This window comes from Paraburkholderia acidicola (genome assembly GCF_002362315.1).
In the GTDB taxonomy this organism is placed as follows: Bacteria; Pseudomonadota; Gammaproteobacteria; order Burkholderiales; family Burkholderiaceae; genus Paraburkholderia; species Paraburkholderia acidicola.
In genome coordinates, this window is record NZ_MTZV01000002.1 from 1,121,751 (window position 1) to 1,145,256 (window position 23,506).

Consider the following 23,506-nt stretch of genomic DNA (forward strand, 5'->3'; position numbering starts at 1 on the left):
CGAGCGCCGGACACCCTCCGGCTCATCATGAAAACGCATGGAGAAGAGACAATGCAGGATCAATACATCCTCGCGCTAGACCAAGGCACTACGAGCTCACGCGCAATGCTGTTCGACCGGCAAGGCAATATCGTGTCGGTTGCCCAGAAGGAATTCCAGCAGATCTATCCGCGTCCGGGCTGGGTCGAACACGACCCGCAGGAAATCTGGTCGACCCAGGCGGGTGTCGCCGCCGAAGCGGTCACGCGTGCCGGTCTGAACGGCACCTCGATCGCTGCGATCGGCATCACGAACCAGCGCGAAACGACCATCGTCTGGGATCGCGAAACCGGGCAGCCGATCTACAACGCGATCGTCTGGCAAGACCGCCGCACCGCCGACTTCTGTGACGAGCTGAAAGCAAAAGGGCTCGAAGCGAAGGTGCGCGCCAAAACCGGTCTGCCGATCGATTCGTATTTCTCCGGCACGAAAATCCGCTGGATTCTCGACAACGTCGAAGGCGCCCGCGAAAAAGCGAAGCAAGGCAAGCTCGCGTTCGGTACGGTGGACAGCTGGCTCGTGTGGAACTTCACGAAACAAGGGCTGCACGTTACCGACGTCACCAACGCATCGCGCACGATGCTCTTCAACATTCATACGCTGAAGTGGGACGACGAGCTGCTCGAAGCGCTCGACATTCCGCGCAGCATGCTGCCTGAGGTGCGCTCGTCGTCGGAGGTTTACGGGCAGACGGTGACCACCGTGTTCGCATCGAAGATTCCGCTCGCGGGTATCGCCGGCGATCAGCACGCGGCGCTGTTCGGCCAGATGTGCACGCAGTCGGGCATGGTGAAGAACACCTACGGTACGGGCTGCTTCCTCGTCATGAACACCGGTGACAAACCGATCGAGTCGAAGAACAACCTGGTCACGACCATCGCGTGGCAGATCGGCGACCAGATCAACTACGCGCTCGAAGGCAGCATCTTTATCGCCGGTGCCGTGGTGCAGTGGCTGCGCGACGGACTCGGAATTATCAAGAGCGCAGCGGATATTGAGAAGCTGGCGGGCAGCGTTGCACATTCAGACGGTGTCTATCTGGTACCCGCGTTCGCGGGACTTGGCGCGCCGCACTGGAACGCCCGTGCACGCGGCACGCTGTTCGGCGTGACACGCGGAACGGATTCCGCGCATATCGCGCGCGCCGCGCTCGATTCGATCGCCTATCAGTCACTCGACGTGCTGAAAGCCATGGAAGCCGACTCGGGCATCCGCATCGCGGAATTGCGCGTCGACGGCGGCGCCTGCGCGAACAACCTGCTGATGCAGTTCCAGTCTGACGTGCTCGGCGTCGATGTCGTGCGTCCGCAGATCAGCGAAACCACGGCGCTCGGCGCTGCGTATCTGGCAGGTCTCGCCGTCGGTTACTGGAAAGACGTGAACGAACTGAAGGATCAGTGGAAGCTCGACCATCGCTTCAAGGCGTCGCTCGCCGCAGACGATGTGAAGCGCCACGTACACGGCTGGCAACGCGCGGTGAATGCTGCGAAGTCGTGGGCCGACGCTGATTGACGCTGACGCGCAGGGCGTTCGCGCCCTCGCCCGCCCATCAGATTCGTTCATCCAATTCAGGAGTATTTTCGATGTCAACCATAACTACACACCTGGCGAGGCGTCAGTTCATAGGAGAACTGATCTCCGAGGCAATCGCGGTGCTAATCATCATCGCTTTCGGCGATTCCGTCGCGTGCATGTACGTGCTTTACGATCCGAGTCCCTATGTGAACGCCTATTGGGGCGTCTGTATGGCATGGGGCCTCGCGGTGACGATTGCGATCTATGTCACGGGTTCGATTTCGGGCACGCATGCGAACCCGGCGGTCACACTGGCGCTAGCGCTGTTTCGCGGCTTCTCGTGGCGCAAGGTGTTGCCGTACTGGGTCGCGCAGGTGATCGGCGGTGTGCTGGGCGCAATGCTCGTCTACGCACTGTATGCACCGGTGATCGACCACTTCAACACGCTGCATCATCTGACGCGCGCGGACGGCGGTGCAGCCGGTGTGTTCTTCACGCATCCGGGCCTCGCCATCACACCGATGCACGCGTTCTCGGATGAAGTGATCCTGACTGCGCTGCTGCTGTTCGGCATCTTTGCAATCACCGAGCAGTTCAACGAAATGGCGCCCAAGGCAAATGTCGGCGCGCTGATGATCGGTTTTCTCGTGGCGACACTCGGTGCGTCGATGGGATATCTCGAAGCGTGGGCGATGAATCCGGCGCGTGATTTCGGGCCACGTCTGTTCGCTTACTTTGCCGGTTGGGGGTCGTCGGCGCTGCCGTCGCCCGACAACTACTGGTGGATTCCGATCGTTGCGCCGTTGATCGGCGGTGTGATTGGCGGCGGGGCGTATCAGTTGCTGATTCACCCGTTCCTGCCGGCGCGTGTGCGGGCGCTTCAGGGTGAGAAGACGATCGAGGCGCGTGCGGAGCAGATTTAGCCCGGGTTAGCCGAGGCAGATAGAGCGACACGTCAGGCGGCACGGAACGACGGCACGCGTAAAGCACGTATCATGACGTCTTTACGCGTGACGGATGTTCCGCCCGCCTCTTCTTTTTCCGCATGATCGACCATCTCATCTGTGACTGCGACGGCGTGCTCGTCGACAGCGAAATCATTGCCGACCGCGTGATGTTCGACACGCTGACCGCGCTCTTTCCCGCGCTCGATTTCAAGCCGGTCGTCAAAACGGCCTTCGGCCAGCAGACCTCGCGCTTTCTCGCGGGCGTCGAAGCATCGTTCGATATCAAACTGCCCGCCGATTTTCTCGAGACTGTCGAGCGCAACACCGAAGTCGAACTCACCAGGTCGCTCAGTCCGATCAACGGTGTGCGCGAGGCGTTGAACCGGATAACGCTACCGGCCGCTGTCGTATCGAACAGTCACCTCGCACGCGTAACCGCATCCGTGCGGCGGGCAGGGCTCAGCGATGTGTTCGCGGAGCGCATCTTCAGCGCCGAACAGGTCGCCCGACCGAAGCCCTACCCCGACGTCTATCTGTTCGCTGCGCAACAGCTCGGCATTGCGCCCGATCGTTGCGTGGTCGTCGAGGACAGCATCGCGGGCTTGAACGCGGCGAGCGCGGCGGGGATGAAAACGATTGCGTTCGTCGGCGCGAGTCATATTCCGTCGGGTTACGCCGACGTGCTGCGCAAGATCGGCATCACGCGCATCATCGAGCGCATGGACGAACTGCCTGCGCTTGTCGAAGCGGGTGTGCGTGGTGAGTTCGGTAGCGTGCAGTCTTAAGCGGATTCCGTTCAGCAAGCGCGAGAAAGCCCGGTGGCACGACAGTGTCACCGGGCTTTCGCTTTTGCTACCTGAATGAAGCTAACCGAAGCGACCTAAGCGTAGTCTCCGCTCAGACACAGTCCTCGCAATACTCGCGTGCGGCCGCCAGCGCCGTGCGGAATTCAACCAGCTCGGCGATCGTCAGTATCGGCAGATTGTGTTTTGCTGCGAAACGCTCGACGTCCGCGCCGCGCGTCATCGTGCCGTCCTCGTTCATCAGTTCGCACAGCACACCGGCCGGTTGCAGGCCCGCGAGGATCGCGAGATCGACGGTGCCTTCGGTATGGCCGCGCCGCGCCAGCACACCGCCCGGCATCGCGCGCAACGGAAACACGTGGCCCGGTCGAACGATGTCGGCCGGTTGCGCGTGCTGGGCGATCGCTGCACGGATCGTCGTCACGCGATCCACGGCCGATACGCCAGTCGTCACGCCATCGCGTGCTTCGATCGACACCGTGAACGCCGTGCCATGACGACTCTCGTTGTTGATCGACATCGGCGGTAATTCGAGCGCGCGGATTTTCTCGTCGGGCAGACACAGGCAGACGATGCCGCTGCATTCGCGGATCAGGAGTGCCATGGTTTCGACGCTCAGGCGTTCGGCAGAAACGATCAGATCGGCTTCGTTCTCGCGATCGTGATCGTCCTGCAGCACGACCGCGCGACCGTCGCGCATCGCCTGCAATGCGGCGGCGATACGTGGAGGTACCGGTTCTAAAGCGAGTTGAGGAAGATCGGCGAACGCATCGGGGGCGAACGTCGTGGGTGCTGGAAAAGCAGCAATGGAAGAAACAGCGGAAACAGCAGTAGTAAGAGACATGTGAAACGCTCCTCGCGAGAGTTGGGCGAAAAACGTTTCAGGGCATTGCAAACAGGCAGAACGCATTCCGCGGGCCGCACCGCGAACGGCACGACCACAAACCGCCACGCGCCGCCAAACCCGGCCGACGGTGCAACGGAACGCACATGACTATCTGCACATCTTCTTCCATCCGGACTATGACCGTCGGCTCTGGCATCGCACCAGATCTGCTGACCCCGTTTTGTCTAACGATGCCGTGAGGCTTCGCAAGACAGAACAACACGGGCGCTCGCGGGCTCGTCGGCTCGCGCAGTGATGACTGCGCTGCCGGCATACCGCCGGTGGGGAATTTCACCCCGCCCTGAAGACGCACTGATTGCCGGACGAAATATCCGGCCGGCAAAGGATACAACAGCCACGCACGTCATGCTGCGCGGCAAGGGCAAATTAGAGGATTGAATCTGCGCGCGCCCGCTGGCCGCGCCGATTCACAAACATCACCGGCCCGCTTCGGCCACACGTTCCGCTGCGTGCCGCAGCGTTTCGGGCGGCACGTCCCAGCGCGGCGGCGTTTCCGCATTGAGCGTCACGCGAAACGCGCGTGCTTCAGTGTCGCCGGGATTGCGCAGGCTGTACGGCTGGTCCGCGTCGAAGACGATTGCATCGCCGGTGGCAAGCAGTTGCCGCTGCTCGTGCACGCTCACTTCGAGCGTGCCTTCGCTGACCACGAGATTGACCGTCGTGCCCGGCGCGCGGCGTGTGCCGGGTTCCGTGTGCAGCGGTGCAATACGCAACTCGTGAAACTCGGCGGCAGCGGGCTCTGCATCGGGATACAGCGAGCGCGCCGAATAGCGGCCATCCGCACTGACGACGCGCGCTGCACGATCGGCGGGAAGATGTTCGAAACCATTCAACGCATGACGACGCAGGAACGCCGACACCGATACCTTCAGTGCGGCTGCGACCTTGCAAAGCACCTTGATCGACGGCACGCTGCGCGCCGACTCGATCTGCGCAAGCATCGCGCGTGAGACACCGGATGCACGCGCCAGCGCATCGAGCGACAGTTGCCGTTCTGCGCGCAATCGCGCGAGATTCACACCGACCAGATGCTCGAGCGTATCGAACGATTCGTTGCTGCGCGAACCGTCATGAACGAAATGCGTACCCTGATGAGCGGACAGGGCTGCGGCCTCAGCCGCGGGATCGCGAACCAGCGCAAGCGGGGAATGCATGATTGCCTCCAGGAGCGCCGCCGGAAGGCGGACGAGCGTTAGTGGAGGCTAGACTAGCATCGCGTTTCGCCCCGCCCAACGAAGTTATCTTCACACTGTTATCAGCATCGCGGAGGACGATTCTGAGAATGCTTGTGCGGATTTCTTATAAGGCGGGCGCTGGATGAAACGTCATGCCGGCAGCATAAAGCGTCACAGTTACGCCTGCTGCACTACCGCCGAAGGCGCATCCATCCGCGCCGCGATCCACGTCAACAGCAACGCGGCAACAGTCACCGCAGCCGCCACCCACGGCAACATGTCGAGCCCATAGCCGTGACCGATCGCGAGACCACCAAGCCACGCACCGCCCGCATTGCCGACATTGAACGCACCGATATTCAACGTCGACGCCAGATTCGGCGCCGCCGTCGCCTTCTCGACGACGCGCATCTGTAGCGGCGGCACGGTCGCGAACGCCGCGATACCCCAGATGAACACCGTCACCGCGGCCGCAACCTGCGAATGGCTCGTGTGTGCAAAGACCGCCATCACGACAGCAAGCACGATCAGAATACCCATCAGCGAAGGCATCAACGCGCGGTCCGCCAGCTTGCCGCCAAGCGTATTGCCGATCGTCAGACCGATACCGAACAGCACAAGAATCAGCGTCACGCCGTGCGGCGAGAAACCGCTCACCTGTTCGAGGATCGGCGCGATGTAGGTGAACACGACAAACACGCCACCGAACCCGAGCACCGTCATCAGCAGCGCGATCCAGACCTGCGGATCCTTCAGCACGCGCACTTCGTGACCGAGACCGGCCGGCCCCGTGTCATGCCGGTTCGGTACGAGCGCCGCCACGCCAGCGAGCGAAATCACGCCGAGCAGCGCGACGATCCAGAACGCCATGCGCCAGCCGAACAGTTGGCCGATAAACGTGCCAAACGGCACACCGAGTACGTTCGCGAGCGTGAGGCCGGTGAACATCAGCGCAATCGCACTAGCGCGTTTTTCCTGTGGCACGAGCGAAGCAGCAACCACTGCGCCAATGCCAAAGAACGAACCGTGCGCAAACGACGTAACGACGCGCGCGATCATCAGCACCGTGTAGCCGGACGCCACCGCGCACAGCACGTTGCCGACGATAAACACGCCCATCAATAGCTGCAATGCGAGCTTGCGCGGCATCTTGCTCGTGATCGCGGCGAGCAGCGGCGCACCGACCGCGACGCCGAGCGCATAGCCGCTCACGAGCAAACCCGCCGAGGGTAGCGAAACAGCGAGATCGTGTGCGACCTCGGGCAGCAGGCCCATGATCACGAATTCGGTAGTACCGATAGCGAACGCACTGATGGCGAGCGCAAGGAGCGGAATAGGCATCGAAACTCTCCAGATTTCAGAAGCGCGCGTGCTGTAGGGCCGTCACGAATTCGATGACGACGCCCGGCGCCAGCGCGACGAACAATTGCAATTCACCGGCGAGTGGAACTTCGGCGAGCTGGTAATCGACCTTGGCAGCAGCGAGCCGTGCAAGCAGTGCGCCCCATTCGGCGGCGGTATCGAGTCGAAACGCCACATGGTCGATACGCGGCACCGCGCGAGCGGTCGAACCAGGCACCGTCGCCGCGACCAGATGAATCGCCGGACGGCCATCCGCATACAGCCAGTCACCGTCGATCCCGAACGGCGGCCGCACGCCACGCACGAGCCCGACCACGTCGACGAAAAACCGCCGCGCGCCTTCGAGATCGGGAGTAACGATCGTTGCGTGGTCGAGCTGCATGGGACGACATCGCTCCGGCAAAAGGCATTCAGAAGTGCGGATTCTCCGCGTTACTCGTCAATTTGATAATTGGCGTAGCATTTGAATCATTTTCAAAATATTTGGAATAATCGATGGATAACCTCGGCGATATCCGCCTGTTCGTCGAGGCCGCGAAGCTGGGCGGCCTGTCTGCGGCGGGCCGCAAGCTCGGTCTCACGCCCGCGGCCGCCAGCGCGCGGCTCGCCAAGCTGGAAGCGCAGTTGAAAGCGCGGCTCTTCGAGCGCACCACACGCCAGCTGCGCCTCACCGACGAAGGCCGTCTGTATCTGAGCTGCTGCCAGCAGGCGCTACAGGCGCTCGACGACGCCGAAGCCGCGCTGCAGGCCGGCCAGAACGTCGTGCGCGGCAAGGTGCGAATCTCTGCCACCTCCGATTTCGGCCGCAACCTGCTGATGCACTGGCTCGACGCGTTCAACGAGCTTTACCCCGAGGTGACGTTCGCGCTCACGCTGTCGGATTCGCTATCGAACCTCGTGCAGGAAGACATCGACCTCGCGATCCGCTTCGGCGTGCCACCCGACAGTTCATTAGTGGCGCGCCCGCTCGCACCGAACCCACGGGTGCTATGCGCGTCGCCGGAATACGTCGCGCGGTATGGCGAGCCGAAGGACCCGCTCGATCTCGCGCGTTTTCACTGCATCGTGCTCGTCACCGCCTCGGGGCCGGTCAACGAATGGCGCTTCACACGCGGCGACGAGGTGCAGCACTACACGGTGCCGCTCGACACCTCGCGCGAAACCAACGACGGCGCCATCGCCCGCGAATGGGCGCTGCGCGGCTACGGCATCGTGATCAAGTCGATGTGGGATGTGGAAGCCGACCTGCGCGCCGACGGGCTGCGTGTGCTGCTGCCCGAATGGCGCTATCCAGACGCGCCGCTGCACGCGCTCTATCACCGCAACCGGTTCATGGCGCCGCGGGTGCGCGTGCTGCTCGACTTCCTGAGCGAGCGTTTCGCGCAAGTCACGAACGAGCTGGAGGCGCTGCTCGGCGCGCCCGCATCGAAGCCGGCAGCATGAAACCGCCGTTATGAGCGGCTATAATGCGGGATTCCGTTGCGAACACTACTGCGCCGTCCCGCTGGCCGGGGCCGCCCACGTTTTTCGCCCTCTGTTCACCCGTTTTACTTGAAGACGCCCCCAGGTTAACCACTGCGAACGGCGAATCTCAATGACCAAGAAAGTTTATGTAAAGACCTTTGGCTGCCAGATGAACGAGTACGACTCCGACAAGATGGTCGACGTACTCGGCGCAGCCGAAGGACTCATCAAGACCGACTCCCCGGAAGACGCGGACGTCATTCTCTTCAATACCTGCTCGGTGCGCGAAAAGGCCCAGGAGAAAGTTTTCTCCGATCTCGGCCGCGTGCGTGAGCTGAAAGAAGCGAATCCGAACCTGATCATCGGTGTGGGCGGTTGTGTCGCGAGCCAGGAAGGCGCGGCGATCGTTGCGCGTGCACCGTATGTCGATCTCGTGTTCGGCCCGCAAACGCTGCACCGTCTACCGCAGATGATCGACCAGCGCCGCGCGAGCGGCCGTCCGCAAGTCGACATCTCGTTCCCGGAAATCGAAAAGTTCGATCATCTGCCGCCGGCGCGCGTCGACGGTCCGAGCGCGTTCGTCTCGATCATGGAAGGCTGCAGCAAGTACTGCAGCTACTGCGTCGTGCCGTACACGCGCGGCGAGGAAGTCTCGCGGCCGCTCGACGACGTGCTCACTGAAATCACCGGACTTGCCGATCAGGGCGTGCGCGAAGTCACGCTGCTCGGCCAGAACGTGAACGCTTATCGCGGCGCCTTGACGCAACACTCGTCTGATATCGCCGACTTCGCGACGCTGGTCGAATACGTCGCCGATATCCCCGGTATCGAGCGCATTCGCTATACGACGTCGCATCCGAAGGAATTCACGCAACGGTTGATCGATACCTACGCGAAAGTGCCGAAGCTCGTGAATCACCTGCATCTGCCGGTGCAGCACGGCTCCGACCGTATCCTGATGGCGATGAAGCGCGGCTACACGGTGCTCGAATACAAGTCGGTGATTCGCCGGCTGCGTGCGATCCGCCCTGACCTGTCGCTGTCTACCGACATGATCGTCGGCTTCCCCGGTGAGACCGAAGAAGACTTCGACAAGATGATGGCGCTGATTCACGAGATGAGCTACGACACGAGCTTCTCGTTTATCTACAGCCCGCGGCCCGGCACGCCGGCCGCCAACCTGCACGACGACACGCCGCGCGAAGTGAAGCTCAAACGGCTGCAACATTTGCAGGCGACAATCGAAGAGAACGTCGTGCGCATCAGCCAGGCGATGGTCGGCAGGGTCGAGCGGATTCTGGTCGAAGGACCGTCGCGCAAAGATCCAACCGAACTCGCCGGCCGCACCGAGAACAACCGCGTCGTGAACTTCCCTGCGCCGCTCGCCTCGCATGCGCGGCTGATCGGCCAGATGGTCGACGTGAAGATCAACCTCGCGTATCCGCACTCGCTGCGCGGCGAGCTCGTGCTGTTGCACGACGCCGTGCCGGCCAGCACTCACTAGGCATCCCTTAAGCGCGCACAGGAGCGACCCACCGCTTTGAAGACCTCTCAGCAGCATCTGGAATTCACCGCACCGCGCGACGACAACGCGCGGCTCGCCAATCTCTGCGGACCGCTCGACGAGAACCTGCGGCAGATCGAGCAGGCGCTCGATGTGACGATCCAGCGTCGCGGCCATCGCATGACTATCCGCGGTCGCGGTGCGAAAGTCGCGCTGACGGCGCTCGAAGATTTCTACAGCAATGCGCACAAGCCGCTGTCCATCGACGACATCCAGCTCGCGCTGGTTGAAGCGCGCCATCCCGCGAGCCGTGCGCCGGCGCATCGTCAGGGGCCCGCGCACAACGGCACCGATGCCGACGCACGCTTTCCCGGCGACCCCGATCATCCGTTCGACGAAGCACCGCGCAGCGGCGACGACGACGATGGCGAGGATCTCGGTCCAAAGCTCTATACGCGGCGCGCCGACCTGCGCGGCCGCACGCCGGTGCAGCGCGAATACCTGAAGCAGATCGTGTCGCACGACGTGACCTTCGGCATCGGGCCGGCAGGTACCGGCAAGACCTACCTCGCGGTGGCGTGCGCCGTCGATGCGCTCGAACGCGACCAGGTCAAGCGCATCGTGCTGACGCGCCCGGCCGTCGAAGCCGGCGAGCGTCTGGGCTTCCTGCCGGGCGACCTCGCGCAGAAGGTCGATCCGTATCTGCGGCCGCTCTATGACGCGCTGTACGACCTGCTCGGTTTCGACAAGACCGCGAAGATGTTCGAGCGGCAGATGATCGAAATCGCGCCGCTCGCCTACATGCGCGGCCGCACGCTGAATCATGCGTTCATCATCCTCGACGAAGCGCAGAACACGACGCCGGAACAGATGAAGATGTTCCTCACGCGGATCGGCTTCGGCTCGAAGGCGGTCGTGACCGGCGACACCACTCAGGTCGATCTGCCGCGCGGCCACAAGAGCGGGTTGATCGAAGCGCAGCAGGTGCTGTCGGAGGTACGCGGTATCGCGATCACGCGCTTCACGAGTGCGGACGTGGTCCGGCATCCGCTCGTCGCGCGCATCGTCGAAGCGTACGACGCGCATTCGAAGAAAGACGACACCGGCAACGCGCGCTGAGGACATTGAGGACCATGAGCCGCGCTCCGAAACTGACGCTGAACCTGCAGTTCCCCGCCGCGAAAGCGTGGCCGGAGCACAAGCAGGTGCTGCCGCGCGCGAGCGTCGCGGGATGGCTGAAGGCCGCGCTGTTCGCGGACGCGGAACTGACGGTGCGCTTCGTCGATGCCGACGAGGGTCGCACGCTGAACCGCACATACCGCGGCAAGGATTACGCGACCAACGTGCTGACGTTTGCGTATGCGGAATCCGAGGACGATCCGGTTACCGGCGATCTGATCCTGTGCTGCCCGGTGGTCGAAAAAGAAGCCGCCGAGCAGAACAAGCCGCTCGTCGCGCACTACGCGCATCTGCTGGTGCATGGCGCGCTGCATGCGCAGGGCTACGATCACGAGGTCGCGGCGGAAGCCGAAGAGATGGAAGCGATCGAAACCGGTATCCTCGAGGAACTGGGCTTTCCGGATCCTTACCGGTAACCGCATTATCGCTGCACGCTAAAACCACCCACATCACCGTCCCGCGAAATCGCCGTGAACGCCCGCAACCCCGCTCCTGCCGCTGCCTCCAACAGCAGCGTCAATGACGAAAGCAACACCGCGCTGCCGAACCCCGGCTATCCGCCGATGCTCGGTGAATCGCGACTGCTGACGGAAAGCGAACTGCGCGCGTCGCTCGACACGACGCTAGCCGGCTGGGACCGCACGAGTGACCTGTGGCTTTTCGGCTATGGCTCGCTGATCTGGAATCCCGGCCTGCCGACCGCCGAATCCATGCGCTCACGTGTGCACGGCTACCATCGCGGGCTGTACCTGTGGTCGCGCGTGAATCGCGGCACGCCGGAGCAGCCGGGGCTCGTGCTCGCACTCGATCGTGGCGGCTCGTGTAGCGGCATCGCGTTCCGGCTCGCCGCCGAAGGCGCAATGCCGCATCTCGAAGCGCTGTGGCGCCGCGAAATGGCGATGGGTTCGTACCGGCCCGCGTGGCTGCCGTGCGTGCTCGCCGACGGCCGGCGCATCGCCGCGCTCGCGTTCGTGATGCGTCGCGATGTCGTGACCTACACCGGCAAGCTGCCCGACGAGGTCGTGAAAACGGTGCTCGGCTGCGCGAACGGCCGCTACGGCACGACACTCGACTACGTGAGCCGGACCGTCGTCGCGCTGCGCGAAAGCGGTATGCCGGATCGCGCACTCGAAGCGTTGCTCGCACGCTGCCGTTAGTTGATTCGTCACTCCGTGGCCACCGAGCGATCACGACTCGCCGCGATTTTTCTCCATCACGCCTTTTTCGTTTCGATCGGTTAGGATGGCCCTAGCCCGCCTCGCACGGCGGTCGCGCCCAGCCCGGCGGCCTTCGCTGCCGGTGTCCCTGAGACACGGTCGCGCCATGTGCGTGGTGTATCCTAAGTGCTCTGCAACAGCGCGCCCAGTCTGGCCGGGCGCATCACCATGAACGACACCTATCCCAGTCGACGCTCTACAGGCAAACCCCAGGAAAAGCGCTCGCTACTCGAGCGACTGACCGACTTCATCTCGCCCGAACCCGATTCTCGCGGCGAACTCCTCGAAATCCTCCAGGATGCGCATGAGCGCAATCTGATCGACGCGGACTCGCTGTCGATGATCGAGGGCGTCTTCCAGGTCTCCGAACTCTGCGCACGCGACATCATGATTCCGCGCGCGCAAATGGATGCGATCAACATCGCCGAGACCCCCGACGAATTCATGCCGTACGTGCTCGACAAGGCGCACTCGCGCTACCCGGTCTACGAAGGCAATCGCGACAATGTGATCGGCGTGCTGCTCGCCAAAGATCTGCTGCGCTACTACGCCGAAGAAGAATTCGATGTGCGCGGCATGTTGCGCCCCGCGGTGTTCATCCCCGAGTCGAAGCGCCTGAACGTGCTGCTGCACGACTTCCGCGTGAACCGCAATCACATCGCGATCGTCGTCGATGAGTACGGCGGCGTTGCCGGCCTCATCACGATCGAGGACGTGCTCGAGCAGATCGTCGGCGACATCGAGGACGAATACGATTTCGACGAGGAAAGCGGCAACATCATTGCGTCGCCGGACGGCCGTTTCCGCGTGCGTGCGCTCACGGAGATCGAGCAGTTCAACGAGGCATTCGGTACGCACTATTCCGACGATGAAGTCGACACGATCGGCGGACTCGTGACGCATCATTTCGGCCGCGTGCCGCACCGGGGCGAGAAGGTTCGCCTCGATGACCTGATCTTCGAGATCCTGCGCGGCGATGCGCGTCAGATACACATGCTGCTCGTGCGCCGCGACCCGATGGCCGGTCAGCGCGAGCGCGACGCGCAGCACGTGCAGACCTGAGCCCGCCGTTCTCCCTTCACCTTTCCCGCCGACCGCGTAACGATGGCCGACCCGATCTCCTCCCGTCTGCAGCCTGGTGTAACGCCGGCCGCAGCCATTGCTCCGGTCCGCAACGGCCGCACGCTACCTCGCTCGCACTATTTAATAGCCTTCTTTGCTGGCGCGGCGAACACGCTGTCGTTCGCGCCGACGCCGCACGGCGGCTGGCTCGAAATCGTGCTGTTCGTGTTTTTCTTCGCGTGGCTCACGCGGACGACCGGCTGGAAGAGCGCGGCGCTCACGGGCGGTGCATTCGGCTTCGGCAACTTCGTCACGGGCGTGTGGTGGTTGTACGTCAGCATGCACGTGTACGGCGGCATGCCCGCGGTGCTCGCGGGCGCGGCGGTTGCGCTGTTCTCGCTGTACCTCGCTTTGTATCCGGCGCTGGCTGCCGGTATCTGGTCATTCTGCGCAGGACACGCGCGCAACGGCGCACTCTCCCCACTCGACGACCGGCCGTTCGCGCCAACGTGGCACGGCGCGTTTGCGTTCGCGAGCGCGTGGGCGATCGGTGAATGGCTGCGTGGCACGATCTTCACGGGCTTTCCGTGGCTTGCGAGCGGGTATCCGCAGGTCGATGGGCCGCTTGCCGGGTTTGCTCCGGTGGCAGGGGTGTATGGCATCGGCTGGGTGCTTGCGCTGATTGCCGCTTTGATCGTGCAAGCGTGGGTGCGAGCACGTGAACCGCGCGGCAGCGGCAGTAACAGCAGCAACAGCAACGGCAGCTCACGCACCGCGCGCATCGCCACGCCCGCAATCGTCGCGCTCGCGCTGATCGCAGCGGGCCCGCTGCTGCGGCTCGTCGCGTGGACCACACCGACAAATGCACCGCTGAAGGTGCGGCTCCTGCAAGGCAACGTGCCGCAGGACATGAAATTCGACGAAGCCGGTGTAGTCGGTGCGATCCGCGAGTTTGAGCGGATGATCACCGCAAAGCCCGCCGACCTCGTCGTCACACCGGAAACCGCGATCCCCGTGCTCGTCCAGGATGTGCCCGAGGACTTCGGCGTCGCCGTGCGCAATTTCGCCGATTCGACCGGTACGTCGATCGTGTTTGGCGCGATCGGCGGCAAGGTTACGCCGGACCGCCGCATCGTCGACTACACGAACAGCCTGTTCGGTATGACGCCGGGAACGCGTGACCTCTATCGCTACGACAAGCATCACCTGGTGCCGTTCGGCGAGTTCGTGCCCTGGGGCTTCCGCTGGTTCGTCCAGATGATGAACATCCCGCTCGGCGATTTCGACCGCGGGGCACCGGTGCAAAAGCCGTTCATGGTCCACAACGACGCGATCTCCGTCGATATCTGCTACGAGGATCTGTTCGGCGAGGAAATCGCGCGCACCGTGCGCGAAAACGCGACGCCCGTGAGCGTGCTGATCAATTCGACGAATCTTGGCTGGTTCGGCAATACCATCGCACTCGACCAGCATCTGCAGATTGCGCGGATGCGCTCGCTGGAAACCGGCCGGCCGATGCTGCGCGCCACCAATACCGGCACCACCGCTGCCATCGATGCACACGGCAACGTGACCGGACGGTTGCGGCCGTTCACCATCGGCGCGCTCGACACGACCGTGCAAGGCATGACCGGCAATACACCCTACGTGACGAGCGGCAATAACACGGTGCTCGTCGTTTCGCTGATCCTGCTCGCGTTCGGCTTCGCCTTTGGACCAGGGCGGCTGAGGCGGCCAGGGCGCCGCGGCAACGCTCTTAAGAGCGAAAAAACCACGACATCCACCACCGCCGACGACAGCCGCAACACCTGAGCTCCGCAGAAAGTCTCAACGCACCGTCAATCCGGTAAAATTCAACGTTTTAGCACCTGGGCCGCGCCACCGGCCGGTTGCCGCCGGCTCGCGCCGCGCAGCAATCGCGCCGTGGGCGCGGTCTGCCTGAAAGGCACTTCATGCTCACGTTTCAGCAAATCATCCTGACGCTGCAATCCTACTGGGACAAGCAGGGCTGCGCGCTGCTCCAGCCAATCGACATGGAAGTCGGCGCGGGCACGTCCCACGTTCATACGTTCCTGCGGGCAATCGGCCCGGAGCCGTGGCGAGCCGCCTATGTGCAGCCGTCGCGCCGACCGAAGGACGGCCGCTATGGCGAGAACCCGAACCGTCTGCAGCACTACTACCAGTACCAGGCCGTGCTCAAGCCCGCGCCGGAAAACATCCTCGACCTGTACCTCGGCTCACTCGAAGCACTCGGTCTGGATCTACAGCAGAACGACGTGCGCTTCGTCGAGGACGACTGGGAAAATCCGACGCTCGGCGCGTGGGGTCTCGGCTGGGAAGTGTGGCTGAACGGCATGGAAGTGACGCAGTTCACGTACTTCCAGCAGGTGGGCGGGCTCGACTGCAAGCCGGTGCTCGGCGAAATCACGTACGGGCTCGAGCGTCTCGCGATGTATCTGCAGAAGGTCGACAACATCTATGACCTGACATGGACCGAGTGGGAAGAGCAAGGCCCGAACGGCCCCGAGCTGCGCCGCCTCACTTACCGCGATGTGTATCACCAGAACGAAGTCGAGCAGTCCACGTACAACTTCGAACATGCGAACGTCGATCTGCTGTTCACGTTCTTCAACAGCTACGAAGCCGAAGCGAAGCGCATGATCGAGGCGCAGATCGCGCTGCCGGCGTATGAACTCGTGCTGAAGGCCGGCCACACGTTCAACCTGCTCGATGCGCGCGGTGCGATTTCCGTGACCGAACGCGCCGCGTATATCGGCCGCATCCGCGCACTGTCGCGTCTCGTCGCGCAGGCATATTACGACTCGCGCGAAAAGCTCGGCTTCCCGATGCTCGGCAATCCGGTGCACGCCGTACCCGGCCTCACCACCGACGAACAGGACGCCGCGAAGCCCGCCTGGGCGCCGCCGCTCAAAGTCGAACGCAAGATCGATCCGGACTGACGAGACCCCGAAGAAATGACTCAAGCCCACCAAGCCACCCTGCTCGTCGAACTGCTCACGGAAGAATTGCCGCCGAAGGCGCTCGCGCGTCTCGGCGACGCGTTCGCCGAAGGCATTGCGCAGCGCCTCGCGGCGCGCGACCTGATCGAAGGCGAACCGTCGTTCGAACGCTATGCGACACCGCGCCGGCTCGCGGTGATGATCCGCAACGTGCGCGCCGTCGCGCCTGAAAAGCACGTGCGCGAAAAAGTGCTGCCGGTATCGGTTGCGCTCGACGCCGACGGCAAGCCCACCGCGCCGCTCGCGAAGAAGCTCGCCGCACTCGGCTTCCCCGATTTCTCGGTAAGCGATCTCGAACGTGCGTCGGACGGTAAGGCCGATGCGTTCTTCCTACGCTACGCCGCGCCCGGCGCGACGCTCGCTGAAGGTCTGCAAGCCGCGCTCGACGAAACGCTCACGCTTTCGAAGCTGCCTATCCCCAAGGGTATGACGTACCAGCGCCCGGACGGCACCAACATCCAGTTCGTGCGCCCCGTACAGCGGCTCACCGTCCTGCATGGCGAGCGCGTCGTGCCGGTCAGCGCATTCGGCATCGATGCCGACGACACGACGCTCGGCCACCGCTTCCTGTCCGAAGGCTTCATCGCGATCCAGCACGCCGATAGCTACGCCCACACGCTGCGCGAAAAAGGCCATGTGGTCGCGAGCTTCGTCGAGCGCAAGGAAACGATTCGCACACAGTTGCTTGCGCAGGCCGACGGCGATCAGGTCGTGATGCCCGAGGCGCTGCTCGATGAAGTGACGTCACTGGTCGAATGGCCGGCCGTGTATGCGTGCACGTTCGAAGACGAATATCTGCAGGTGCCGCAGGAATGTCTGATTCTCACGATGCAGACGAACCAGAAGTACTTCGCGCTCACCGATGCTGCAAGCAAGCTGCGTCCGCGCTTCCTGATCGTGTCGAACATCGAGACGAAGACGCCGGGCGAGATCATCGAAGGTAACGAGCGGGTCGTGCGTCCGCGTCTTGCCGACGCGAAATTCTTCTTCGAGCAGGACAAGAAGAAACCGCTCGCCGAGCGCGTGCCGCAACTTGCGAACGTCGTCTATCACAACAAGCTTGGCTCGACACTGCAACGCGTTGAACGCGTCGAGGCGCTGGCCGGCGAGATTGCTGCGCTGGCAGGCGCCAACGTGGCACTGGCGAAGCGCGCTGCCTACCTTGCCAAGGCGGACCTGATCACCGACATGGTCGGCGAATTCCCCGAGCTGCAAGGCACGATGGGCACGTACTACGCACGTCACGACGGCGAGCCTGAAGAAGTCGCACTCGCGTGTTCGGAACACTATCAGCCGCGTTTTTCCGGCGATGCATTACCGGCCACCGCAACGGGCACGGTCGTCGCGCTCGCGGACAAACTCGAAACGCTCGTCGGTATCTGGGGTATTGGCCTGCAGCCGACCGGTGAAAAAGATCCGTTCGCACTGCGCCGTCACGCACTCGGTGTGCTGCGCATCCTCGTCGAAAAGCAGCTACCGGTCGATCTCGTCGAGCTGCTGCGTGCCGCGCATGCGCAGTTCGCCGCAGTGCCGAACGTCGTCGATGCGACAACGGCGATCTATGAATTCTGTCTCGATCGTCTGCGTGGCCTGCTGCGCGAACGCGGTTTCGCAGCCGCCGAAATCGACGCGGTGCTCGCGCTGAATCCGACGCGTTTCGACGACCTCGTCGCGCGCCTCGAAGCCGTACGCGAGTTTGCGTTGCTTGCGGAGGCCGGCTCGCTGGCAGCCGCGAACAAGCGCATCTCGAACATCCTGAAGAAGTCCGACGTGTCAACGTCGGGCGGCGTGCAGACTGCGCTGCTCACCGAAACCGCCGAAAAAGCGCTCTACGCCCAGCTCGAACAGGTTGCGCCGCGCGTGCAGTCGCAGCTTGCACAACGCGACTACACCGGCGCGCTATCCGCGCTCGCCGCGTTGCGCGAACCGGTCGACACGTTCTTCAACGACGTGATGGTCAACGCCGAAGACCCGGCGTTGCGCGCCAACCGTCTGGCCCTGCTCGGCGCGCTGCATCAGCAGATGAACTGCGTCGCCGACATTTCTCGGCTTGCCGCCTGAGTGCGCACCATGGGGACTTCCACCAGAAAACTCGTCGTGCTCGACCGGGACGGTGTGATCAACGTCGACTCGGATGCGTTCATCAAATCTCCCGATGAATGGATCGCGCTGCCCGGCGCGTTCGAAGCGATCGCCCGGCTCAATCAGGCCGGCTATCGTGTCGCGGTTGCGACGAACCAGTCGGGCATCGGCCGCGGTCTTTTCGACATGAACGCGCTCAACGCGATGCACGTGAAGATGCACCGGGCGGCCGCGGCCGTCGGCGGACGCATCGACGCCGTGTTCTTCTGCCCGCATACGGCCCAGGACCACTGCGAGTGCCGCAAGCCGAAGCCCGGCATGCTGAAGATGGCGGTCGAACGTTTCGACGTCGACGCAACGCAAACGCCGGTGGTCGGCGATGCGCTGCGCGACCTGCAGGCGGGCGCCGCACTCGGCATGAAGCTGCATCTGGTATTGACAGGCAAAGGCCGCAAGACGCTCGCCGCAGGCGGCCTGCCTGACGGCACGACCGTACACGAAGACCTGCGCGCATTCGCGCTCGACTTTCTCTCCGAAGAACACGAGTGACCGGCACGCCGCACATCACTCCTACTGACCGACCCCGCCGATGCGCTTTCTCCGTTCGCTCCTTCTGCTGATCTTCTTCGTCGTCTACACGCCGCCGTACGCGATCGCCTGCTTTATCGTGTTTCCGTTCCTGCGCGCCGACAGGCGCTACTGGATGGTGACGGGATGGTGCCGCTCGACGGTCTTCGCGGCGCGCTGGCTGAATGGCATCAAGTACCGGATCGAAGGTTTCGAGAATCTGCCCAACGGGCCTGCCGTGCTGCTCTCGAAGCACCAGTCGGCGTGGGAGACGTTCGCGTTCCCGGCCCTGATGCCGCGTCCGCTCTGCTACGTGTTCAAGCGCGAGTTGCTGTTCGTGCCGTTCTTCGGCTGGACACTCGGCATGCTGAAGATGGTCCATATCGATCGCAAGGAAGGCAAGAATGCTTTCGATTCAGTGACGCGGCAAGGCAAGGCGCGCATGGAAGAAGGCGCATGGGTCATCATGTTTCCAGAAGGCACGCGCACGCCGACCGGCAAGCAGGGCAAGTACAAGACCGGCGGCCCACGCTTTGCGATCGCAACCGGCGCACCCGTCGTGCCGATCGCACACAATGCGGGACGCGTGTGGCCCCGTAACTCGTTTTTTAAATATCCGGGTATAGTCACGGTGTCGATCGGCAAGCCGATGGACACAACGGGGCTCACGCCCGACGAAGTGAACACGCGCGTCGAAACGTGGATCGAAGCTGAAATGCGCCGCATCGATCCCGAAGCGTACCGCGCTGCGGACAGCACGCCCGCCGCCGCCCAAATCTGACGCGCCCACGCCTGACGGGCGTTTTTTGCGCGAAACCGGATCCGATGCAGAAGTCCTCACCACCGCAGCCCGCTGCGGCGCTCGATAGCCGGCAACTCGATCTGCCGCTCTTCAACGAGCCCGGCATCGCGCCGCCGTCCGCGCCACAGAAACCCACGGTGCTGCGCGCACCGGACGGCACGAAACTGCGCAGCATGACGCTGGGTGCGCAGACGCTCCCCTACCTGCTCAAACGTTCGGCACGCCGCTCGATCGGTTTTGCGATCGACGGTACGGGTCTCACGATCACTGCGCCGCGCTGGGTGACGATCGCCGATATCGAAATCGCGATCGCCGAAAAACAGCGCTGGATTTTCGCGAAGCTCACTGAATGGCAGACGCGTGTCGAGCAGCGTGCGTTGCCGCGCATCGACTGGAAAGATGGTGCTGAAGTGCCGTATCTCGGGCAGCCGGTGCGCGTCGCGCTTGGTGCGCCAAATCTTGCGTTCGATGCGCCGTCCGCGACGCTGGGTTTGCCCCTGTCGTCGCACGCGGAGCAGCAGCAGATCAAGGACCGTGTGCAGGGCTGGTTGCAGGGCGAAGCGAAGCGCATCTTCGGTGAACGGCTCGACGTCTACGCGCAGAAACTCGGCGTCGACTATCGCGCGTATGCGTTGTCGTCGGCTGCGACGCGCTGGGGTAGCTGTTCAAGTGACGGCAAGATTCGCCTGAACTGGCGACTCATCCACTTTCCGCTGTCGATCATCGACTACGTCGTCGCTCACGAACTCGCGCATCTGCGCGAGATGAATCACAGTCCGCGTTTCTGGCAAACTGTCGAGTCGATTTTTCCGGAGTTCCGCGAAGCGCGGCAGACCTTGAAGCATCATCCACCAGAGCTGTTGCCGACGCTTTAGGGTTGCGGCGCGTTGTGGCTGCGGCTGCGGCGCACGTGCCCCGCAGCGATGCCTTTTTATGGCGTTACGCCGCCGTCGTGAACGTTTCGTGCAGACGGCGCCAGCGCACGTTGCGCTGTGCATCTACCTCGAATACCGCTGTGGAGCGACGCACGTTGCTGCCGGCGCTGCTCGTCTGATGTTCGGTGTAACCGAGCACCGCGCCAGTCGGCCAGGATGCGATGACGGCGATATCGTCGATAGTGATCGTGCAGCCAGGCCGCGCACCATGTGCACCACCGAACAACTGCGCGAGCCCCGCACGATCGAGCGCCGCGCCTGCAGTGGTGACCAGCGTAAAATCGTCAGCGAAGTGCGCCATGATCGCGTCGAGCGCATCGGCGCCGATCGTGCCGTCAAACCATGCGGCAATCTGCACATGGATCGATTGAAGTTCGTCGATGCAGGCTGCTGCCTCGGCATGTGTTTCAGCCACCGTCATTGCGTCTTCTTCTGGATGAATTCGATCTTGTAGCCGTCCGGGTCCGTGACGAACGCGATCACGGTCGTACCGTGCTTCATCGGTCCCGCTTCGCGCACCACCGTGCCGCCCTGCGCCTTGATGAGGTCGCATGCCGCGTACGCGTCTTCGACCTCGACCGCGAGATGCCCGAAGCCGCTGCCCAGATCGTAGGATTCCGTGTCCCAGTTGTGCGTGAGTTCGAGCACCGTACCATCGCGCTCGTCGGTATAGCCGACAAAAGCGAGCGTGAACTTGCCTTCCGGATAGTCGTGACGGCGCAGCAACTTCATGCCGAGCAACTCGGTGTAGAACTTGATCGAACGGTCGAGATTACCGACCCGAAGCATGGTGTGAAGCAGGCGCATGATGCACTCCCTGTTGCTGGATATCGAGGACGTAAATGTACCCGGAAACGCACGCCGTTGCTCGCGGACGCGCTTTTCCGCCGGGACGGTTTCTGCGCGTCATGACGCGGTTGGTGGCGGTTCGCAAATCAGTCGATGCACACGCACGCCGAGGGGTCATCGCGGCGCCCACCGGTCCGGTTTGATATCGTACGAAGAAGCTGGGGCACAACGGAGACAAACGCGTACAGGACCCAGCTCGATGCACCAGGCCAATACCATCGGCCGTCACTCCCTGCACGCGGTTTCCCATCCGATGACCTGTCCTTCCCTTCTCACGGCGGCAATGCGATGAGCACTGCAACGACGATATCCACGCGCCGCGCACCCGACAGCTTCGCTGTGATCCTGATGGTCGTACTGTGTGCGATCTGGGGCCTGCAGCAAGTGGCGATCAAGAGTACGAATACGGCGCTCGCACCGCTGTTCCAGGCCGGTCTGCGCTCCGCGATCGCGACGCTGCTGGTGTGGGGCTGGGCACGCGCTCGCGGCACGCCGCTCTTTCGCGCGGACGGTACGCTCGGCGCAGGGTTGCTCGCGGGCCTGCTGTTCGCCGCCGAGTTCGTCTGCATCTTCCTCGGTCTCACGCTGACGAGCGCATCGCGCATGGCCGTGTTCCTCTACACCGCGCCGTGCTTCACCGCGCTCGGTCTGCACGCGTTCGTGGCGGGCGAGCGGATGCGGCGCATCCAGTGGATTGGCATCATCGTTGCGTTTGCAGGGATGGCGCTCGCCTTCGCCGATGGTTTCACGCGCGCGGTTCCAGGGCACAGCGGGTCGGCCGTGACGGGGGTGATCGGCGATGCGCTCGGTGTGCTCGCGGGAATCGCGTGGGCCGCGACGACGGTGGTCGTGCGCGCGACACGTCTCGCGCAAGCGAGTGCGAGCAAGACGCTGTTCTATCAGCTGGCGGTATCGGCGGTTGTGCTGCTCGCGCTGGCGTTCGCGCTTGGCGAAGCCCGAATCGACACGATCACACCGCTGGCCACGATCAGCCTCGCGTATCAGGCGGTGATCGTCGCGTTCGTCAGCTACCTGGTGTGGTTCTGGCTGCTGACGCGCTATACGGCGTCGAGGTTGTCGGTGTTTTCGTTTCTCACACCGCTGTTTGGCGTGACCTTCGGCGTGCTGCTGCTCGGCGAGTCGTTCAGCGGGCGCTTTCTGATGGCGGCGCTGCTGGTGCTGGGCGGTATCGTGCTGGTCAACGCGCCGACGCCATCGGGCGAGCGGCGCGGCGCTTGAGCCTTACTTCGCGGCCGCCGCGGCCACGGCCTGCGCGAGGCGCACGTACTCATCGACGGGCACGTCTTCCGCCCGGCGTTGCAGATCGAACGCGAGCGCGTCGAAATCGACCGTGTTGCGATATGCCCCGAGCGTGTTGCGCAGCATCTTGCGACGCTGCGAGAACGCCGCGGTGACCACTTCGCCGAGCACGTGTGTATCGACGGCGGCCAGCTCGTGCGGCGCGTACGGAATCATCCGGACGATCGCCGAGTCGACCTTGGGCGGCGGCTGGAACGATTCGGGAGGCACATCCAGTAGCTTGTCGATCACATAGCGGTACTGCAACATTACGGACAGCCGGCTGAATGCCTTGCTACCCGGTTCCGCGACCATCCGCTCGACGACCTCGTTCTGCAGCATGAAGTGTTGATCGATGACGCGCGGCGCGAACTCGGTGAGATGGAACAGCAGCGGGCTCGAAATGTTGTACGGCAGATTACCGACAATCCGCAGCACCGGTTCTTCACCGGCACCGGCAAGCGCGCCGAAATCGAACGCGAGCGCATCGCCCGCATGCAGCTCGAGCAGCTCGCCGAATTTCTTTTGCAGCCGGCCGATCAGATCGCGATCGAGTTCGACCGCATGCAACGGCGCTTCGGGTGTGGCGAGGCGTTCGATCAACGGTCCGGTCAGCGCGCCGAGCCCCGGTCCGATTTCGACCATGCGTTCGCCGCGTTTGGGGCGGATCAGGTCGACGATCGAATCGATCACGCCCATGTCGACCAGAAAATTCTGCCCGAAGCGTTTGCGCGCGAAATGGCCTTGATGCTGTCGGCTGGTGGACATCGAAGAAGCG

The 23,506-nt window shown here is 63.3% G+C and carries 23 protein-coding genes and 1 riboswitch; of the genes, 16 read left to right on the forward strand and 7 right to left on the reverse strand.

Annotated features, from left to right (window positions below; genetic code table 11):
* Positions 1–51: 51 nt before the first annotated feature.
* The 3 genes from glpK (at position 52) to BWP39_RS07120 (ending at position 3,286) form a co-directional block, all read left to right on the forward strand.
* Positions 52–1,551 (forward strand): glycerol kinase GlpK, encoded by a 1,500-nt coding sequence (glpK, locus tag BWP39_RS07110; protein WP_096718136.1) that lies wholly within the window; start codon positions 52–54, stop codon positions 1,549–1,551.
* 71 nt (positions 1,552–1,622) lie between these two features.
* A complete protein-coding gene (locus BWP39_RS07115) occupies positions 1,623–2,477 on the forward strand; it encodes an MIP/aquaporin family protein (protein ID WP_096718138.1) in 855 nt (284 codons plus the stop codon).
* A 122-nt stretch (positions 2,478–2,599) separates the two neighbouring features.
* Positions 2,600–3,286, forward strand: coding sequence for an HAD family hydrolase (locus BWP39_RS07120; RefSeq protein WP_096718140.1), 687 nt, complete (start codon positions 2,600–2,602; stop codon positions 3,284–3,286).
* Positions 3,287–3,398: 112 nt separating this feature from the next.
* Here BWP39_RS07120 and ribB read toward each other — a convergent pair whose 3' ends face one another.
* The 4 genes from ribB to BWP39_RS07140 all read right to left on the reverse strand — a co-directional run bounded on the left by ribB (position 3,399) and on the right by BWP39_RS07140 (position 7,130).
* Entirely contained in the window at positions 3,399–4,148 is a 750-nt protein-coding gene (gene ribB, locus BWP39_RS07125) for a 3,4-dihydroxy-2-butanone-4-phosphate synthase (RefSeq protein ID WP_096718142.1), read from the reverse strand.
* A 156-nt stretch (positions 4,149–4,304) separates the two neighbouring features.
* Positions 4,305–4,503: riboswitch (FMN riboswitch) on the reverse strand.
* Between the two features lie 124 nt (positions 4,504–4,627).
* A complete protein-coding gene (locus BWP39_RS07130) occupies positions 4,628–5,365 on the reverse strand; it encodes a helix-turn-helix domain-containing protein (protein ID WP_096718144.1) in 738 nt (245 codons plus the stop codon).
* A 198-nt stretch (positions 5,366–5,563) separates the two neighbouring features.
* Positions 5,564–6,727 carry an MFS transporter gene (locus BWP39_RS07135; protein ID WP_096718146.1) on the reverse strand — a complete coding sequence of 388 codons (1,164 nt, stop codon included), beginning with the start codon at positions 6,725–6,727 and terminating at the stop codon, positions 5,564–5,566.
* A 16-nt stretch (positions 6,728–6,743) separates the two neighbouring features.
* On the reverse strand, positions 6,744–7,130 hold the full coding sequence (locus BWP39_RS07140) for a VOC family protein (protein ID WP_096718148.1): 387 nt from the start codon (positions 7,128–7,130) through the stop codon (positions 6,744–6,746).
* 113 nt (positions 7,131–7,243) lie between these two features.
* Between BWP39_RS07140 and BWP39_RS07145 the strand changes: the two genes are divergently transcribed.
* From BWP39_RS07145 to BWP39_RS07200, 12 genes are all read left to right on the forward strand, one after another.
* Complete coding sequence (locus BWP39_RS07145; RefSeq protein ID WP_096718150.1) at positions 7,244–8,191, forward strand: LysR family transcriptional regulator; 948 nt, start codon at positions 7,244–7,246, stop codon at positions 8,189–8,191.
* Positions 8,192–8,342: 151 nt separating this feature from the next.
* Positions 8,343–9,716: a tRNA (N6-isopentenyl adenosine(37)-C2)-methylthiotransferase MiaB gene (miaB, locus tag BWP39_RS07150; protein WP_096718152.1), complete on the forward strand. Its 1,374-nt coding sequence runs from the start codon at positions 8,343–8,345 to the stop codon at positions 9,714–9,716.
* Between the two features lie 36 nt (positions 9,717–9,752).
* Positions 9,753–10,835, forward strand: coding sequence for a PhoH family protein (locus tag BWP39_RS07155; RefSeq protein ID WP_096718154.1), 1,083 nt, complete (start codon positions 9,753–9,755; stop codon positions 10,833–10,835).
* A gap of 14 nt (positions 10,836–10,849) precedes the next feature.
* Positions 10,850–11,311 carry an rRNA maturation RNase YbeY gene (gene ybeY / locus BWP39_RS07160; protein ID WP_096718156.1) on the forward strand — a complete coding sequence of 154 codons (462 nt, stop codon included), beginning with the start codon at positions 10,850–10,852 and terminating at the stop codon, positions 11,309–11,311.
* A 147-nt stretch (positions 11,312–11,458) separates the two neighbouring features.
* Entirely contained in the window at positions 11,459–12,052 is a 594-nt protein-coding gene (locus BWP39_RS07165; protein WP_096718645.1) for a gamma-glutamylcyclotransferase, read from the forward strand.
* Positions 12,053–12,280: 228 nt separating this feature from the next.
* Positions 12,281–13,174 carry an HlyC/CorC family transporter gene (locus BWP39_RS07170; RefSeq protein ID WP_091011617.1) on the forward strand — a complete coding sequence of 298 codons (894 nt, stop codon included), beginning with the start codon at positions 12,281–12,283 and terminating at the stop codon, positions 13,172–13,174.
* Between the two features lie 42 nt (positions 13,175–13,216).
* Positions 13,217–14,986: an apolipoprotein N-acyltransferase gene (gene lnt, locus BWP39_RS07175; protein WP_096718158.1), complete on the forward strand. Its 1,770-nt coding sequence runs from the start codon at positions 13,217–13,219 to the stop codon at positions 14,984–14,986.
* A 140-nt stretch (positions 14,987–15,126) separates the two neighbouring features.
* Positions 15,127–16,134 carry a glycine--tRNA ligase subunit alpha gene (gene glyQ, locus BWP39_RS07180; protein ID WP_096718160.1) on the forward strand — a complete coding sequence of 336 codons (1,008 nt, stop codon included), beginning with the start codon at positions 15,127–15,129 and terminating at the stop codon, positions 16,132–16,134.
* Positions 16,135–16,149: 15 nt separating this feature from the next.
* A complete protein-coding gene (gene glyS, locus BWP39_RS07185; RefSeq protein WP_096718162.1) occupies positions 16,150–18,255 on the forward strand; it encodes a glycine--tRNA ligase subunit beta in 2,106 nt (701 codons plus the stop codon).
* 9 nt (positions 18,256–18,264) lie between these two features.
* Positions 18,265–18,825, forward strand: a complete 561-nt coding sequence (gene gmhB / locus BWP39_RS07190) for a D-glycero-beta-D-manno-heptose 1,7-bisphosphate 7-phosphatase (RefSeq protein WP_091011047.1) — start codon at positions 18,265–18,267, stop codon at positions 18,823–18,825.
* A gap of 40 nt (positions 18,826–18,865) precedes the next feature.
* Complete coding sequence (locus BWP39_RS07195) at positions 18,866–19,624, forward strand: lysophospholipid acyltransferase family protein (protein WP_096718164.1); 759 nt, start codon at positions 18,866–18,868, stop codon at positions 19,622–19,624.
* A 44-nt stretch (positions 19,625–19,668) separates the two neighbouring features.
* Positions 19,669–20,520, forward strand: coding sequence for a M48 family metallopeptidase (locus BWP39_RS07200; protein ID WP_096718166.1), 852 nt, complete (start codon positions 19,669–19,671; stop codon positions 20,518–20,520).
* Positions 20,521–20,584: 64 nt separating this feature from the next.
* Here BWP39_RS07200 and BWP39_RS07205 read toward each other — a convergent pair whose 3' ends face one another.
* Together BWP39_RS07205 and gloA are read right to left on the reverse strand one after the other, a co-directional pair.
* A complete protein-coding gene (locus tag BWP39_RS07205) occupies positions 20,585–21,001 on the reverse strand; it encodes a nuclear transport factor 2 family protein (protein ID WP_096718168.1) in 417 nt (138 codons plus the stop codon).
* Positions 20,998–21,387: a lactoylglutathione lyase gene (gene gloA / locus BWP39_RS07210; RefSeq protein WP_096718170.1), complete on the reverse strand. Its 390-nt coding sequence runs from the start codon at positions 21,385–21,387 to the stop codon at positions 20,998–21,000. Before gloA ends, BWP39_RS07205 begins: the two co-directional genes overlap by 4 nt.
* 330 nt (positions 21,388–21,717) lie before the next feature.
* On the opposite strand from gloA, the gene BWP39_RS07215 reads away from it, so the two are divergent.
* Entirely contained in the window at positions 21,718–22,668 is a 951-nt protein-coding gene (locus tag BWP39_RS07215; protein WP_096718172.1) for a DMT family transporter, read from the forward strand.
* A gap of 3 nt (positions 22,669–22,671) precedes the next feature.
* Here BWP39_RS07215 and rsmA read toward each other — a convergent pair whose 3' ends face one another.
* Complete coding sequence (rsmA, locus tag BWP39_RS07220) at positions 22,672–23,496, reverse strand: 16S rRNA (adenine(1518)-N(6)/adenine(1519)-N(6))-dimethyltransferase RsmA (protein ID WP_096718174.1); 825 nt, start codon at positions 23,494–23,496, stop codon at positions 22,672–22,674.
* Between the last annotated feature and the right edge of the window lie 10 nt (positions 23,497–23,506).

Coding starts and splice junctions, on each gene's coding strand:
- glpK (WP_096718136.1), top strand. CDS start 52: ATGCAGGATCAATACATCCTCGCGCTAGACCAAGGCACTACGAGCTCA.
- BWP39_RS07115 (WP_096718138.1), top strand. CDS start 1,623: ATGTCAACCATAACTACACACCTGGCGAGGCGTCAGTTCATAGGAGAA.
- BWP39_RS07120 (WP_096718140.1), top strand. CDS start 2,600: ATGATCGACCATCTCATCTGTGACTGCGACGGCGTGCTCGTCGACAGC.
- ribB (WP_096718142.1), bottom strand. CDS start 4,148: ATGTCTCTTACTACTGCTGTTTCCGCTGTTTCTTCCATTGCTGCTTTT.
- BWP39_RS07130 (WP_096718144.1), bottom strand. CDS start 5,365: ATGCATTCCCCGCTTGCGCTGGTTCGCGATCCCGCGGCTGAGGCCGCA.
- BWP39_RS07135 (WP_096718146.1), bottom strand. CDS start 6,727: ATGCCTATTCCGCTCCTTGCGCTCGCCATCAGTGCGTTCGCTATCGGT.
- BWP39_RS07140 (WP_096718148.1), bottom strand. CDS start 7,130: ATGCAGCTCGACCACGCAACGATCGTTACTCCCGATCTCGAAGGCGCG.
- BWP39_RS07145 (WP_096718150.1), top strand. CDS start 7,244: ATGGATAACCTCGGCGATATCCGCCTGTTCGTCGAGGCCGCGAAGCTG.
- miaB (WP_096718152.1), top strand. CDS start 8,343: ATGACCAAGAAAGTTTATGTAAAGACCTTTGGCTGCCAGATGAACGAG.
- ybeY (WP_096718156.1), top strand. CDS start 10,850: ATGAGCCGCGCTCCGAAACTGACGCTGAACCTGCAGTTCCCCGCCGCG.
- BWP39_RS07165 (WP_096718645.1), top strand. CDS start 11,459: ATGCTCGGTGAATCGCGACTGCTGACGGAAAGCGAACTGCGCGCGTCG.
- BWP39_RS07170 (WP_091011617.1), top strand. CDS start 12,281: ATGAACGACACCTATCCCAGTCGACGCTCTACAGGCAAACCCCAGGAA.
- lnt (WP_096718158.1), top strand. CDS start 13,217: ATGGCCGACCCGATCTCCTCCCGTCTGCAGCCTGGTGTAACGCCGGCC.
- glyQ (WP_096718160.1), top strand. CDS start 15,127: ATGCTCACGTTTCAGCAAATCATCCTGACGCTGCAATCCTACTGGGAC.
- glyS (WP_096718162.1), top strand. CDS start 16,150: ATGACTCAAGCCCACCAAGCCACCCTGCTCGTCGAACTGCTCACGGAA.
- gmhB (WP_091011047.1), top strand. CDS start 18,265: ATGGGGACTTCCACCAGAAAACTCGTCGTGCTCGACCGGGACGGTGTG.
- BWP39_RS07195 (WP_096718164.1), top strand. CDS start 18,866: ATGCGCTTTCTCCGTTCGCTCCTTCTGCTGATCTTCTTCGTCGTCTAC.
- BWP39_RS07200 (WP_096718166.1), top strand. CDS start 19,669: ATGCAGAAGTCCTCACCACCGCAGCCCGCTGCGGCGCTCGATAGCCGG.
- BWP39_RS07205 (WP_096718168.1), bottom strand. CDS start 21,001: ATGACGGTGGCTGAAACACATGCCGAGGCAGCAGCCTGCATCGACGAA.
- gloA (WP_096718170.1), bottom strand. CDS start 21,387: ATGCGCCTGCTTCACACCATGCTTCGGGTCGGTAATCTCGACCGTTCG.
- BWP39_RS07215 (WP_096718172.1), top strand. CDS start 21,718: ATGAGCACTGCAACGACGATATCCACGCGCCGCGCACCCGACAGCTTC.
- rsmA (WP_096718174.1), bottom strand. CDS start 23,496: ATGTCCACCAGCCGACAGCATCAAGGCCATTTCGCGCGCAAACGCTTC.